Origin of the sequence: Celeribacter sp. SCSIO 80788 (assembly GCF_051054295.1) — a bacterium.
Taxonomy (GTDB): domain Bacteria; phylum Pseudomonadota; class Alphaproteobacteria; order Rhodobacterales; family Rhodobacteraceae; genus Celeribacter.
The window spans coordinates 2,628,328-2,642,130 of the sequence record NZ_CP150482.1; the positions used below are offsets into that span (position 1 = coordinate 2,628,328).

12 protein-coding genes and 1 riboswitch are annotated in these 13,803 nt (G+C 62.5%); of the genes, 8 read left to right on the plus strand and 4 right to left on the minus strand.

All coding sequences use genetic code 11. The annotated features are described in order from the left end of the window. Positions 1-3: 3 nt before the first annotated feature. Positions 4-1,284 (minus strand): sirohydrochlorin chelatase, encoded by a 1,281-nt coding sequence (locus V1471_RS13285; RefSeq protein ID WP_434289403.1) that lies wholly within the window; start codon positions 1,282-1,284, stop codon positions 4-6. A 401-nt stretch (positions 1,285-1,685) separates the two neighbouring features. Here V1471_RS13285 and V1471_RS13290 point away from each other — a divergent pair, with 401 nt between their 5' ends. Then, positions 1,686-2,660: a glutathione S-transferase family protein gene (locus tag V1471_RS13290; RefSeq protein ID WP_434289405.1), complete on the plus strand. Its 975-nt coding sequence runs from the start codon at positions 1,686-1,688 to the stop codon at positions 2,658-2,660. 12 nt (positions 2,661-2,672) lie between these two features. On the opposite strand, the gene V1471_RS13295 is transcribed toward V1471_RS13290, so the two are convergent. Then, positions 2,673-3,038 (minus strand): response regulator transcription factor, encoded by a 366-nt coding sequence (locus V1471_RS13295; RefSeq protein ID WP_434289407.1) that lies wholly within the window; start codon positions 3,036-3,038, stop codon positions 2,673-2,675. 186 nt (positions 3,039-3,224) lie between these two features. On the opposite strand from V1471_RS13295, the gene V1471_RS13300 reads away from it, so the two are divergent. The 5 genes from V1471_RS13300 to V1471_RS13320 all read left to right on the plus strand — a co-directional run bounded on the left by V1471_RS13300 (position 3,225) and on the right by V1471_RS13320 (position 7,601). Further along, positions 3,225-3,632 carry a DUF1636 family protein gene (locus V1471_RS13300; protein ID WP_434289408.1) on the plus strand — a complete coding sequence of 136 codons (408 nt, stop codon included), beginning with the start codon at positions 3,225-3,227 and terminating at the stop codon, positions 3,630-3,632. After that, a complete protein-coding gene (locus V1471_RS13305) occupies positions 3,629-4,588 on the plus strand; it encodes a threonine-phosphate decarboxylase (RefSeq protein ID WP_434289410.1) in 960 nt (319 codons plus the stop codon). The genes V1471_RS13300 and V1471_RS13305 overlap by 4 nt, the downstream gene beginning before the upstream one ends. Then, the gene (gene cbiB, locus V1471_RS13310; RefSeq protein WP_434289412.1) at positions 4,585-5,487 is read left to right on the plus strand and encodes an adenosylcobinamide-phosphate synthase CbiB; all 903 of its coding nucleotides are present in this window, start codon (positions 4,585-4,587) and stop codon (positions 5,485-5,487) included. Before V1471_RS13305 ends, cbiB begins: the two co-directional genes overlap by 4 nt. Positions 5,488-5,538: 51 nt before the next feature. Beyond that, positions 5,539-6,711 carry a lytic murein transglycosylase gene (locus V1471_RS13315; protein ID WP_434289414.1) on the plus strand — a complete coding sequence of 391 codons (1,173 nt, stop codon included), beginning with the start codon at positions 5,539-5,541 and terminating at the stop codon, positions 6,709-6,711. Positions 6,712-6,809: 98 nt separating this feature from the next. Continuing rightward, positions 6,810-7,601, plus strand: a complete 792-nt coding sequence (locus V1471_RS13320) for a siderophore-interacting protein (protein WP_434289416.1) — start codon at positions 6,810-6,812, stop codon at positions 7,599-7,601. Positions 7,602-7,943: 342 nt separating this feature from the next. On the opposite strand, the gene smc is transcribed toward V1471_RS13320, so the two are convergent. Continuing rightward, positions 7,944-11,399, minus strand: a complete 3,456-nt coding sequence (gene smc / locus V1471_RS13325; protein ID WP_434289417.1) for a chromosome segregation protein SMC — start codon at positions 11,397-11,399, stop codon at positions 7,944-7,946. Positions 11,400-11,585: 186 nt separating this feature from the next. Then, a riboswitch (cobalamin riboswitch) is annotated at positions 11,586-11,806 on the plus strand. A 37-nt stretch (positions 11,807-11,843) separates the two neighbouring features. On the opposite strand from smc, the gene V1471_RS13330 reads away from it, so the two are divergent. Continuing rightward, on the plus strand, positions 11,844-12,518 hold the full coding sequence (locus tag V1471_RS13330) for an energy-coupling factor ABC transporter permease (RefSeq protein ID WP_434289419.1): 675 nt from the start codon (positions 11,844-11,846) through the stop codon (positions 12,516-12,518). Between the two features lie 46 nt (positions 12,519-12,564). Then, a complete protein-coding gene (cobW, locus tag V1471_RS13335; protein WP_434289421.1) occupies positions 12,565-13,635 on the plus strand; it encodes a cobalamin biosynthesis protein CobW in 1,071 nt (356 codons plus the stop codon). An 11-nt stretch (positions 13,636-13,646) separates the two neighbouring features. Here cobW and V1471_RS13340 read toward each other — a convergent pair whose 3' ends face one another. Then, positions 13,647-13,799 (minus strand): hypothetical protein, encoded by a 153-nt coding sequence (locus V1471_RS13340; protein WP_198403431.1) that lies wholly within the window; start codon positions 13,797-13,799, stop codon positions 13,647-13,649. Positions 13,800-13,803: the final 4 nt, after the last annotated feature.

A 13,803-nucleotide genomic window follows, 5' to 3' on the forward strand; every position in this document is an offset into this window, starting at 1 on the left:
GGCTCAGCCTTTGGGTTTGCGCGCGGATTCGGGGCCGAGCGGATGGTTGGCGTGCGGATAGACCGGGTGGTGGTGATCGTGGGCGTGATCGTGGTCGTGGTGATCGTGATCATGCGGATGGTCATGATGGTGGTGGTGGCCGTGATCGCCATGGTGGTGATGGTGATCATCGTGGTGATGGTCATGGTGGTGATGATGATCATGATGACGATCCGCCGCCTCAAGCCGACACAGGCCCGTGCAGAACGTGTCGCAGAGCGTGCAATCGGCCACGTTGGAGCCGGGCGCAGAGGCGCCCTGCCCCTCGACATGGTGGTGATGGCTTTCCTGCACCGCGCCCACCTCGGCCTCAAACCCGATCACCTCGGTGCGGTATTTGCACAGGACACAGGTCGGCGGCGGTGTGTGGGAGAAGGCCGGATGCTGACGATCCTCCGGGCGGATGTGATGGTGGTGGCCGTGCTCCAAGGCGAGCACCTGTTCACGATAAGCGCAGATGCCGCAATTCGGGATCGGCGTGTCATGATCCTGTTCGAGCACCCGTTCGGCGAAGGTCTCGAGCACCTTCGGATGGTCGTTGAGGTAGCCCGCCTTGACGAATTGAATGTCGGGATGGTCGGCGGCGACCTGATCGGTAAAGCCGTAGATGCGGTCGATCAGGATGCCGGTGAAGAGGAAATAGGGGAAGACAATGACGCGTTTGTAGCCGAGCTTCGCGACATGTTGCAGGCAGGGTTCGACGAGCGGGAAGGTGACGCCGGAATAGCCGATTTCGCACCAGCCGAAGCCCATGCCTTCCCAAAGAAGGCGCGCGATCTTGGCGACATTGGCATTGGCGTCCGGGTCGGAGGCACCGCGCCCGATGACCACGAGACAGGTGTCGTGTAGGGGCATCTCGCCGAGGGTGGCATTGGCGCGGTCGACGGCGTCTTGCACACGACCTGCGGCGGCGGCAATCATTTTCGGATCGACGCCCAGTTCGCGGCCATAGGAGACCTCGATCCCGTGTTTGGCAGCATAGGTGTTGAGCACCGTCGGGATGTCGTTTTTCGCATGCATGGCGGCGAAGAGCATGCCCGGCACGGCGAGGATGCGGTCGCATCCGGCCTCGCGCAGACGGTCGAGACCGTCACGCAGCACGGGGTTGGCGAATTCCAGATAGCCGTAATCAACAAGCCAGTCGGAGGGCAGCAATTCGGGGAGTTTCTTTGCCAGAACGGCAAACTCGTCCACTGCGGCCTGGCTGCGCGAACCATGGCCACAAATCATCACACCGGTTTTCATGGATCAGCCCCTTTGCCCTGCGGAAGGAAGGCTCTCGGCGGCGGACGGGCGACTCGCGTCGGAAAATGGACCGAAGAGATGGATGAACGGGGCGAGACGATATGTCATGGCAAGTCCTTGTCTTTGGCCCTTTTGGGGCCGTCCAAAAAATCAAGGAGGCTGGGACGTCTGACGATGCTGCGCGTGATCCCCGGATTGGGTCGATCCGCCACTGCCAACCTCTCTGGTCCCGTGTCGGGACGTCGTCATGCAATCTGTATAGGCAGGGGCCACGGCGCGCGCAAATGCTTTCGCAGCCGCCGCGGGAACATGTGCAACTGCGCACCATCAATGCGCTCGCAGGCCTGTTTGCACAGAACCCCAAAATGGTTAGGTCAGTCCCGAACACAAAGGAGACCCCGATGGGCTATCTGCAAGACGGCATCTGGCATGACCAGTGGTACGACACCAAATCCTCCGGTGGCCGGTTTCAGCGGACCACCACCGGGTTTCGCAACTGGATCACCCCGGACGGCGCGCCGGGGCCTTCGGGCACAGGCGGCTTCGCGGCGGAAAGCGGGCGCTATCACCTCTATGTCTCCTATGCCTGCCCCTGGGCGCACCGGACGCTGATCTTTCGCGCGCTCAAAGGGCTTGAGGATCATATTTCCGTCTCGGTCGTGCATCCGGACATGCTCAAGGACGGCTGGACCTTTGCCACGGATTTCGAAGGCGCCACCGGCGACACGCTTTTGGGCAAGCGCTTCCTGCGCGAGATTTATACCGAGGCAGCGCCGCAGATGTCGGGCCGCGTGACGGTGCCGATCCTTTGGGACAAACACCGCAACACCATCGTCTCCAACGAATCCGCCGAAATCATCCGCATGTTCAATTCGGCCTTTGACGGCATCACCGGCAACACGTTCGATTTCTGGCCCGAAGATCTGCGCGCGGAGATCGAGACTCTGAACGCCCGCATCTACGACACGGTCAACAACGGTGTCTACAAGGCCGGGTTCGCCACCACGCAGGCGGCCTATGACGAGGCCATCGGCCCGCTGTTCGACAGTCTCAACTGGCTCGAAGGTCTTCTTGCGGAAAACCGTTACCTCACCGGGGACCGCGTGACCGAAGCCGACTGGCGGCTGTTCACCACGCTGGTGCGCTTCGACAAGGTCTATCACACGCATTTCAAATGCAATCGGCGGATGTTGAAGGATTACCCGAACCTCTGGGGCTACACGCGGGAGCTTTATCAGATGCCCGGCGTGCGCGAGACGACGCATTTCGATCATATCGTGCGGCACTATTACTATAGCCACGACACGATCAATCCGAACCGGATCGTGCCGGTCACGCCCGATCTGGAGTTCGATGCGCCGCACGGGCGGCGGTAAACGCCAAAACGCTCAGGAGGCCGTCTTGCCGTAATGCTCCACCATGGCGGTCAGATCTTCCGGATCGACTTCCTTCGGCAGAAAGGCGCAGGCATTGGCCACATGCTGAAAGATCGAACCGTCGGAGAAGAAGCTCGAATTGGTGGTGAAGATCACGCGCGTGTCCGGGTGGCGATAATTGGCATAATCGGCAATAGCAAAGGCAGAGCCTTCGCTCAGGACCAGATCGAGCACAATGAGGTCGGGGGCGGAGCTTTGCAGCTTCTGAATCGCCTCTTCCTGCCCCGTCACGAGCGCCACGGTCATACCGTGACGTTCCAGATGGCGTTGCCAGACGCGCCCGACCTCCGGGCTGCTTTCGACGATCAATACCTGCATGTTTCTTATTGCCTCCGGCCCCTGCCGCAAGCTGCTCCGCTCAACGTTGTTTGACGATTTCCGGCTTCGATAGCATACCCTAACGAAGCATGAACGGCAGGGTCAATCAGGCCCGTCGCCGCAGCACAGCATAAAAAGCTAAGATTTTATCTTGCACTCTGTACAGGCTGCGGCAAAACACGATGCATGACAGAGAGCACACCCATTTCCACACCGACATGGATCACGATTTGCGAAGGCTGCAAGCGCGCCGACTGGGCGGAGCGCGGTGAGTCGCAGACCGATGGCGCGCGGCTGGCCGACGCCATCGAACGCCGGGCCGATCCGGCGGGGCTCAAAACCCGGCGGGTGAGCTGCACCATGGGCTGCGAACGGGCCTGCAACGTGATCGTGCAAGGCGCGGGAAAAATCGGCTATTCCCTTGGAACATTTGACGGAACCGAGGCGGACGCGGAGGCCATCGTGGCCTATGCGCGGATGCATGCGGGCTCCGCCACAGGTCAGGTGCCATTCCGCGACTGGCCGCAGGGGGTGAAGGGACATTTCGTCTCGCGGCAACTGCCTTTGCCGACCGAAAAGGATGACGAGACATGAGTCACCGGCGCGATCATGGCGGCGGGCTGGACGCCGCGGTGGCCCGATGGGGCGGGGAGAAAGCCGACTGGATCGACCTCTCGACCGGGATCAATCCGACGCCTTATCCCGTCGGCGACATTCCGCTAAACGCCTGGACGGCGCTTCCGGATGCTGCGGCGCAGGATGCGCTGGTGCAGGCGGCGCGCGGGTTCTGGCAGGTGCATCATGGCGCCGCCGTGCTGGCCGCGCCGGGCGCATCGAGCCTGATTGCGCGCCTGCCTGCGCTCTGGCCGAAAGGCAGAGTGGAGATCCAGCCGCCGACCTATAACGAACATGCCGGGGCGTTTGGGGCGCAGGGCTGGGAGGTGCTGACCTCGGACCCGACGCGCAAGGCCAGTGTCGCGGTCGCGGTGCATCCGAACAACCCGGACGGGCGTCTCTGGCGGGACGAGGAATTCACCGCCCCCGTGACGATCATCGACGAGAGTTTCTGTGATGTGATGCCGGAGGAGAGCCATATCGCGCGGGTGCGGGACGGGCGCACCATCGTGCTCAAGAGCTTTGGCAAGTTCTGGGGGCTGGCGGGGGTGCGGCTCGGCTTTGCCATCGGCGCACCGGATCTGATCGACCGTCTGGCCTCTCTGATCGGGCCATGGGCGGTGTCGGGACCGGCGCTTGCCATCGGCACGGCGGCGTTGAACGATCCGGTGTGGGCGATCCGCACGCGGATCAGACTGGCGCAGGAGGCGGCGCATCTCGACGAGATGATGGAGGCCAAAGGCGCGAAACTCGTGGGTGGCACCACATTGTTCCGGCTTTACGATGTGGGCGACGCCCATACGGTGCAGACCCGTCTGGCCGAGCATCATGTCTGGTCGCGGCTTTTTCCCTATTCCCGACGCTGGCTGCGGCTTGGCCTGCCGCCCTCCGAGCGTTGGGGGCAATTGGAAGCCGCTTTGGAGCACGCGCTGTGAGCACCGCGCTGGCGCTTTGTCTGGCCATGGTGCTGGACGCTGTGTTCGGGGAGCCGAAATGGCTTTGGGACCGGGTGCCGCATCCGGCGGTGCTGATGGGGCGGTTGATCGGCCGGGCGGATCGGCGGTTTAATCGCGGCGCGGCGCGTAAGACCAAGGGCATTCTTTTGGTGATCGGACTGGTGATCGGGGCGGCGGCGCTGGGGCTTGTGCTTCGGCAAATTCCCTTGGTCGAAGTCTTTCTGGGTGCGGTGCTTTTGGCGCAGAAATCGCTGGTCGAGCATGTGAAGGCCGTGACGCGCGGCTTGGAACGCTCATTGTCGGAGGGGCGTTATGCGGTGTCGATGATCGTCGGTCGGGACACCTCAGAGCTGGACGAAGCCGCCGTGGCGCGTGGGGCCATCGAGTCGGCGGCGGAGAATTTTTCCGACGGGGTGATCGCCCCTGCGTTTTGGTTCCTCGTCGCGGGCCTGCCGGGGATTCTGATCTACAAGGTGGTGAACACCGGCGACAGCATGATCGGCTATCGCACCGAACGGCATCGGGAGTTCGGCTGGGCTGCGGCAAGGCTCGACGATGTGTTGAACCTGATCCCGGCACGGCTCACGGCAGTGCTGCTGTTTCCATGGGGCAAGCCCCTGTCGCTCTGGCGCGAGATCGTCACCGAGGCGCGTCGGCACCGGTCGCCCAATGCCGGCTGGCCCGAGGCCGCTTTGTCGCGCAGTCTTGGCGTCGCGCTCTCCGGTCCCCGCGCCTATCACGGCGAAATGCGCGGCTATCCATGGGTCAATCCGAACGGTCGCGAGGCCACGCCCCGCGATATCGACGCCGCCTGTGCGCGGCTCTGGGCCGCTTGGGCCTTTGTCCTGATCTGCGTCGCTGTTCTGTCATTTGCGTGACGCGGCGCGCCCCGCTATCGTGCCCTCAATATGACTTTAAAAGGTAAATCCATGCGTTCTCTCGGCCTCGTGCTCGCCCTCTCCCTTGCCTCTCCCGCCTTTGCGGATGTCCCCTGCGGCGGAAATTTCTCAAGCTTTGTCAACCAGATGAAGCAGTCGGCCCTACAGCAAGGCCATTCCAAATCCGCCGTCGATCAGTTCTTTGCCGCCGCGCGTCAAGACCCGGCCGTGATCAAAGCCGACCGCGCACAGGGCGTGTTCCAGAAGAATTTCATCGACTTCTCCCGCGCGCTGATCAGCCAGAACCGGATGCAGAACGGCGCGGCCAATGCGACGAAATACAAAACCGTCTTCGATCGGATCGAGCGCGATTACGGCGTCTCGCGCGGGGTGCTTTTGGCCTTCTGGGCGCTGGAGACGGATTTCGGCCAGGTGCAGGGCAATTTCAACACGCTGAACGCGTTGATGACGCTGTCGCACGACTGCCGCCGTCCCGAGCTGTTCCAGCCGCAGGTCTTTGCCGCGCTGACCCTGTTCGAACATGGTGATTTCGATCCGGCGACCACGCAAGGCGCATGGGCCGGGGAAATCGGCATGGTGCAGATGCTGCCGAAAGACATTTTGGAAAACGGTGTCGATGGCGACGGCGACGGCCATGTGCGGCTTAAAACCTCCGCGCCCGATGCGCTGATGTCCGGGGCGAAAATGCTGCGCCATCTCGGCTGGCGGGCGAATGAGCCTTGGCTTCAGGAGATCGTGCTGCCCGCCAATCTCGATTGGTCGAAAACCGGGCTCAATCATAAAATGACCGTCAGCCAATGGGCCAAACTGGGCGTCCAGCCGCGCTCCGGCTCGCTCGGCAACGGGAATTTGCAGGCCTCGGTGTTGCTGCCGATGGGGCGCAATGGTCCGGCCTTCCTCGCCTATCCGAATTTCGAGGTCTATTTCGAGTGGAACAAGAGCTTTGTCTATGTGACCACGGCGGCCTATTTCGCCACCCGCCTCGAAGGCGCGCCGGTCTATAGCGCGGGCAATCCAGATGTGGGGCTTTCGGGCGCGCAGATGCAGCAACTGCAACAAAAGCTGACCAAAATGGGTTACGATGTTGGCGGGATCGACGGCATTCTGGGCGAGAAAACCCGCGAGGCGGTGCAGAGCGTTCAGGAGAAACTCGGCCTGCCCGCCGACGCCTGGCCGACAGCGGCGCTTTTGTCGCGTTTGTGAGTGCACAGGTGCTGTGACAACGGGGCACTTGCCTTTTTCCGAGTAAAACACTTTGTTTTGGGCAACGCGTAGAAACGCCCAAAACAAAGGACCACTCGATGGATGCCCCGTTGATCCGCCGCATGCGGCATGAGTTGAAATTCCGCGAATTGACCGTGGCCAAATCCGAACGGCTGACGCCGCATATGATCCGTGTCACGCTCAGCGGTGCGGATCTTGCGGATTTCGCCAGCGGATCGTTCGACGACCACCTCAAGGTTTTCGTCCCCGGTGCGGACGGCATGGCGAAACGCGATTACACGCCGCGCCGGTTCGATACCGAAGCGCAGGAACTGGTGATCGACTTTGCCGATCATGGCGAAGGCCCGGCGGCGAGCTGGGCGCGGACTGCGAAAGAAGGCAGCGCTGTTCAAATCGGCGGCCCGCGTGGCTCGCGGGTGATCGAAGGTGAGATTGCCCATTGGGTCCTGATCGGCGATGAAACCGCGCTTCCGGCGATGGGACGCAAGCTCGAGGAGCTGCCCGCAGGCGTGCAGGTGACGATGCTCGCCGCCGTGCCGGGGGCCGAAGATGAGCAGGAGATCGAGAGTGCGGCGGATGCGACGATCCATTGGCTGCATCGCCCTCTGGATCAGGCCACGGAGGCCAAACCGTTCCTCGATGCCCTGCCCCGGATTGAGTTGACGCCCGGCACGTTTGTCTGGATCGCGACGGAGGCCGGAATTGCCAAGCAATTGCGCGAGGCGGTTTTGGCGATGGGACATCCTTTGCCCTGGCTGAAGGCAGCGGGCTATTGGATCAATGGCGAGGCGGAAGCGTCGATCAAGGATCTGGATGCGCCAGCGGAGGGGCAAGGCGGCGGCATGGGCAAAGGCATGGGCCGCGGTTAACCATGTTTATTGCATATTCCCGAGCGCGCTTTACGGTTTGGTAAGGAATCTGTTAGAGTCTGAAACAGCGAAATGAGACATTCTGTGTCATCATCCAAATGGCCCGGCAGAGTTGCAGCTCCGCCGGGTCTCTCTTTTTCGGGTTACAGCCCGATCCAGAGGCGGACGATTGTCACGGCCAGCGTTGCCGCAGCAATGATCACCATCCATTTGCGAAACGAGTGTTCTTCCAGTGTCATCACCTCCTGTCACCGTAATAGATTACGGCATCGTTAGGATTAGAGACGAATTGTTGGAAAAGTCTTAAGAGTCCACCCCCCCAAAGACCGCGCAACACCGAAGTTACGCAACAAGCGCTTCGGCCTTTTTCAGGTCCACGGAAACCAGTTGTGAGACGCCCTGTTCCTGCATGGTCACGCCGAACAGGCGGTCCATGCGGGCCATGGTGACGGCGTGGTGGGTGATCACCAGAAACCGTGTGTCGGTGCGCTGGGTCATCTCGTCGAGCATGTCGCAGAACCGCGTCACGTTGGCGTCGTCCAGCGGCGCGTCCACCTCGTCGAGCACACAGATCGGCGCCGGGTTGGCCATGAACACGGCGAAAATCAGGGCGAGTGCGGTGAGCGTCTGTTCACCACCAGAGAGGAGCGAGAGGGTCGACAATTTCTTGCCCGGCGGCTGACACATGATCTCAAGCCCGGCCTCCAGAGGATCGTCGCTTTCAACCATCATGAGACGTGCTTCGCCACCGCCGAACAGGTGGGTGAACAGCATGGAGAAGTTGCTGTTGACCTGCTCGAAAGCGGTGAGCAGGCGTTCACGGCCTTCCCGGTTCAGGGACGCAATCCCCGAGCGCAGTGTCTTGATCGCCTCTTCGAGATCCTGCTTTTCTTTCAAGAGGGTATCGTGTTCTTCACGCACCTCTTTCGCGTCTTCCTCGGCCCGCAGGTTCACCGCGCCGAGACTGTCGCGCAGGCGTTTGAGGCGGTTCACATCCACCTCGATCTCACCATGCGGCGGGATTTTCTCCGGGTCGACGTCGAGCTCTTCCAACAGCTTGGCGGGCGTGGTTTCCAACTCCTCGCGGATGCGCTCGATCGCGGCCTCCACCGTCTCTTTCGCCGCGTCCCGACGGGCCTCTGCGGCGGCGCGGGTTTCACGCGCCTCGGAGGCCAGCCGCTCCGCCTCGCGCTCCGCATGAACCGTCTCGCGCAGGCTTTCCTCTGCGACAAAGAGCGCATCGGAGGCCCGTTTGCGACGGTGCTCCGCCTCTTCGATCTGCGCCAGCAGGGCTTCGCGTTTTTCGGCGATTTCCTCGGGCTGGGCGGCGGCCTCGTACAGCTCTTCCTCAGTCGCTTCCTTGCGATCCTGAAGCTCGGCAATCCGTTTGCCCGCCGTATCGAGACGGTGCCGCCAGCCGGACAGCTCTTTGGTCACTTCCTGGCTTCGCCGGGTGCGGGCCTCGCCTTCGCGGCGGATCTCGTCATGGGACGACCGCTTGGTCATCATGGTGATCCGCGCGGCCTCGACGGCCAGTTTCACCTGCTCAATGTCGGAGCGCGCGGCGTCGAGATCGGGCAGGTCCTTGACTGCCTTTTCCGCCTCCCGCAGCCGTTGATCGGCGCCGCGCGCCTCTTCCTCATGACGCGCCACGGCAAGACCGAGGTTTTCGACCTTGCCCTCGGCCAAGGTCTTTTCATTCTCGACCTTCGACAGTGTCCGCGCGGCCTCCGACAGGGCGCGATCCGCATCGCGGCGGGCCTCGCGGGCCATGCGGTCGGCTTCGGTCAGTCGGGTCAGTTCGGCCTTGAGATGCTCATGCGCCTGAGCGGCACCGCCGGCCTTGGCCTCGGCGGCGACGAGCTCCTGTTTCAGGTCCTCGAGCCGGTTGAGTTGCTGCAAACGCAGCGCGGCGGCGGAGGGCGCATCCTCTGCGCCCGCACGATAGCCGTCCCAACGCCACAGGTCGCCTTCCATGGACACCAGCCGCTGACCGGGTTCGAGATCGGCCTGCAACCGCGCGCCGTCTTCCGCACGCACCAGTCCGATTTGCGACAGGCGACGCCCGAGAACCGGCGGGGCGGTGACATAGTCTTCCAGCGGCTCGACACCGTTGGGCAAGTCCTGATCGTCCGGGTAATCCGGCAGGGTGACCCAACCGGAGGCCTGATAGGCCTCAATCGCAGGCTGTCGCAAATCATCGGAAAGCGCGGCACCGAGCGCTTTTTCATATCCTGATTTGACCTTGACCAGATCGAGCAATTGCTTGCCGCCGATCTGATCACGGTCGAGCATTTTCGCCAAAGCCGCCACTTCGGCCTTGAGCGCCCCCACCTCGCCCTCCGCTTCCGAGCGCGCGGCACGCGCCACGGCCTCGCGCGATTGTGCTTCTGTCCGGGCTTCGTCGGCCTCGATCAGCATCGCCTCGGCCTCTTCGGCGCGGGCGACCGCCTCTTCCTGTCGGACCTCGGCTTCTTCGAGCACTTCGGCGGAGCGGGCGAGCGTGGTCCGCGCCTCGTCAACGGCCCCGCGGGCGCGATCCGCCTCGCCGCGCGCACGGTCCAGCGTTTTGCGATTGTCCTCGACCAAGCGGTTCGCCGATTGGTGCCGCGCCGCAAGACGGGCGACGTCTTCGGTCATCTGGGTGAGCGCGGTTTCGCGATCCGCCAGAATCTGGCTGGCCTCGGAGGCCTCCGCCGCCGCGGCCAACAAGCGCGGTTCATGACCATCGGCGGCCTTGATCAACTCGCGTTGTTCCCATTCGAGCCGCGCGATGGTTTCGCCCGCGTCTTTGTTGAGCTGCTCCTCGCGGGCCATGTCGGCGACCAACTGGTCGATCCGGCGCGACAGGGTTTCGATCATCTCACGCGCCCGGCGCTCCTCGTCGGAAAGCTGATCGCGTGACACGGTGAGACGCTGCAACACGGCGGCGGCGATGGCCTCCTCCTCGCGGAGCGGCGGCAGAGCCTCTTCAAGAGTTTCCCGCTGTTTGGCGGCCTCTCGGGCGAGGCGTTCGGCCTCGGAAGCTTGCCGCAACCGGGTGCGCAGGATGTCTTCCGCCTCGGCGCGCGCATGATCCGCATCGCGCCAGCGCCGGTAATGCAAAAGCCCCTCGGCATGGCGCAGCTCGACCCCGATTTCGCGATAACGCGCGGCCTGACGCGCCTGACGCGCAAGCGAAGCCAGTTGACTGGCGAGCTGTTCGATCACGTCATCGACCCGGGCGAGGTTGGTTTCCGCCCCCTTGAGTTTCAACTCCGCTTCGTGGCGGCGCTGATACAGGCCGGAAATCCCGGCGGCTTCCTCCAAGATGCGGCGGCGGGCCGTGGGTTTTGCGTTGATCAGTTCGGAGATTTGCCCCTGCCGCACCAGCGCGGGCGAATGCGCGCCGGTGGAGGCGTCGGCGAAGAGCATGGAGACGTCGCGAGCGCGCACATCCTTGGAATTCACCTTGTAGGCGGAGCCCGCGTCCCGGGTGATCCGGCGAATGATCTCGACAGAATCGCTGTCGTTGAAGCCTGCGGGCGCGAGACGTTCCGAATTGTCGATCATCAGGCAAACTTCGGCGAAGTTGCGCGCCGGACGGGTCGAGGCACCTGCGAAGATCACGTCTTCCATGCCCGCACCGCGCATCGCCTTGGGCCGGTTTTCCCCCATCACCCAGCGCAGCGCCTCGAGAAGATTGGATTTGCCGCAACCGTTCGGCCCGACAACCCCGGTCAGCCCATCCGCGATCACGAGATCGGTGGGGTCCACAAAGCTTTTGAAGCCATTGAGACGCAGACGGGTGAAACGCAAAGCGACCTGTTCCTGATTCCTTGTGAAAGAAAACTGTTCGGGAGGGGAGCGCCTGAGTCAACGGGGGCAACGCGAGATATGGGGAAAAGGGCGGAGTTATCCACAAAATATTGCATATATGGGGTCGGTGGAGGGGGAAGCGACGGCAGGACGCCGCAAAACGCTTGACCCTGCCATGCTGCACGCACCAAATAGGCGCGTCATGGTTCCCCGGCACAGACGCAAAAGCGTTCGGGGAGAAATGGGAATGTGGTGCGTGTGATCCATACCGGAGCACAAGGCCACAGCCGCCCCCGCGACTGTAAGCGGAGAGTGCCCGTCGGCATACCACTGAGGGAAACCTTGGGAAGGTGACGAGAGCGCTTTGACCCGTGAGCCAGGAGACCTGCCCTGACCACATAACTCAACCCGCCGTCGGGGATGACGGCTATGGAGGATCATTCGATGCATATCGAACCCGGTATTGTCACCGGTGCGAAGATCGCACTGTCTTATGCCACCGCGGCTGGCGCTGGTCTCTACACACTCAAGGAAAGCATCGGCGCGCTGCGCGATCAGGGCGTGGGGTCGTTTCTGGCCCGGACCGTGATTTCGACCGCCGCCGTTTTCGTGTTCTTTCAGGTCCTGCCGCATTATCCGGTGGGGGTTTCCGAAGTCCACCTGATCCTCGGCTCCACCTTGTTCCTGCTGTTCGGAGCGGCCCCCGCGGCACTCGGTCTGGCGCTCGGGCTTCTGGCGCAGGGCGTGTTTTTCGCCCCCTTCGACCTGCCGCAATACGGCATGAACGTCACCACGCTTCTGGTGCCTTTGTTCGGCATCAAAGCCGTAGCGCAGCGCATCATCGCGCCAGAGACCGCCTATGCCGATGTATCCTACAAACAGGCGCTGGCGCTTTCGACCACCTATCAGGCGGGGATCGTGATCTGGGTCGGGTTCTGGGCGTTTTACGGTCAGGGTTTCTCGGCTGAAAGCCTTGCCGCAGTCGGCATGTTCGGCGGTGCCTATATGACCGTCATCATCCTTGAGCCGCTGGTGGATCTCGCCGTTCTGGCGGGTGCGAAAGCGATCAAGGGGCTGGGCAAGACCGGTCTCGTGTCCTCGCGCACGCTGTCGGCGTGAGCCGGAGCCGGGGCTTTGGCCCCGGCGTTTTTCAAAGGATACTGATATGGCAGCGAAAATTCCTGCGACCGTCGTGACGGGCTTTCTCGGTGCGGGCAAAACGACCCTGATCCGGCACATGTTGGCGAATGCCGACGGCAAACGCATTGCCCTGATCATCAACGAATTCGGCGATCTTGGCATTGATGGCGACATTCTCAAGGGCTGCGGCGATGCGACCTGTCGGGACGAGGATGTGATGGAGCTGTCGAATGGCTGCATCTGTTGCACCGTGGCCGATGAGTTCATTCCGACGATGCAAAAGCTTTTGGCGCGCGAAGACAAGCCGGATCACATCGTGATCGAAACCTCAGGGCCTGCCTTGCCGCAACCTTTGGTACGGGCGTTCAACTGGCCGGAGATTTCGACACAGGTCACCGTCGATGGCGTTGTGACCGTGGTCGATGGCAAGGCGGTGGACGAAGGGCAATTCGCCCATAACGTCGCCGCCGTGGATGCGCAGCGCAAGCTGGACGAGAACCTCGATCATGAGACACCACTGTCCGAATTGTTCGAGGATCAGATCGCCTGCGCCGACATGATCGTGGTGAACAAGGCGGATCTTCTGGGTGAGGATCAGGCGGAAGCACTGGTGCGCAAGCTCAAGGGAGAGGCGCGGCCGGGCGTACATGTCTTGCGTTCGAGCATGGGGGCTTTGCCGGTGGATGTGCTTTTGGGACAGGGGATCGGCGCCGAGAGCGATCTTGCGGCCCGCCACGAGGTACATCACCACCATCATGACGACGATCATGATGATCACGACCACCACGACGATCATCCCCATGAGCACGGCCATGACGAGTTCGAGAGCTTCGTGGTGATCCGGCCCGAGATCGAGGACCCGAAAGCCTTTGCCGAACAGGTCGCCAAGGTGATCCGGGACCACGACATCCTGCGGCTCAAGGGGTTTGTCGCAGTCCGGGACAAGCCGATGCGCCTGACGCTTCAGGCCGTGGGGCCGCGCGTCGACAGCTATTTCGATCAGCCCTTCGGCACCGCGCCACGGCTGTCGCAGCTTGTCGTCATCGGCGAGGCGGGGCTCGACCGCGCCGCGATCGAAGCCGCGTTGAAGGCGTAAAGGGAAGGCCGTCAGTCGGCCTTCTTCTTATCCGCAGCCGCTTTCATCCGCGCCAGAAGTTCGGCTTTCGGCGTTTGCTTGCCTTTCGGCTGCTGGCGTTTGTGCTCGCCATGTTTCGGCGCGCCGGAGAGCTTTTTCGGCCCGCCCATTTTCGAATAATCCATCGGA

Bases quoted from the DNA above. Each gene is read 5' to 3' on its own strand.
- V1471_RS13295 (WP_434289407.1), bottom strand. From the start codon at position 3,038: ATGCAGGTATTGATCGTCGAAAGCAGCCCGGAGGTCGGGCGCGTCTGG.
- V1471_RS13340 (WP_198403431.1), bottom strand. From the start codon at position 13,799: ATGGATTATTCGAAAATGGGCGGGCCGAAAAAGCTCTCCGGCGCGCCG.
- V1471_RS13305 (WP_434289410.1), top strand. From the start codon at position 3,629: ATGAGTCACCGGCGCGATCATGGCGGCGGGCTGGACGCCGCGGTGGCC.
- V1471_RS13290 (WP_434289405.1), top strand. From the start codon at position 1,686: ATGGGCTATCTGCAAGACGGCATCTGGCATGACCAGTGGTACGACACC.
- V1471_RS13320 (WP_434289416.1), top strand. From the start codon at position 6,810: ATGGATGCCCCGTTGATCCGCCGCATGCGGCATGAGTTGAAATTCCGC.
- V1471_RS13315 (WP_434289414.1), top strand. From the start codon at position 5,539: ATGCGTTCTCTCGGCCTCGTGCTCGCCCTCTCCCTTGCCTCTCCCGCC.
- cobW (WP_434289421.1), top strand. From the start codon at position 12,565: ATGGCAGCGAAAATTCCTGCGACCGTCGTGACGGGCTTTCTCGGTGCG.
- V1471_RS13285 (WP_434289403.1), bottom strand. From the start codon at position 1,284: ATGAAAACCGGTGTGATGATTTGTGGCCATGGTTCGCGCAGCCAGGCC.
- V1471_RS13300 (WP_434289408.1), top strand. From the start codon at position 3,225: ATGACAGAGAGCACACCCATTTCCACACCGACATGGATCACGATTTGC.
- V1471_RS13330 (WP_434289419.1), top strand. From the start codon at position 11,844: ATGCATATCGAACCCGGTATTGTCACCGGTGCGAAGATCGCACTGTCT.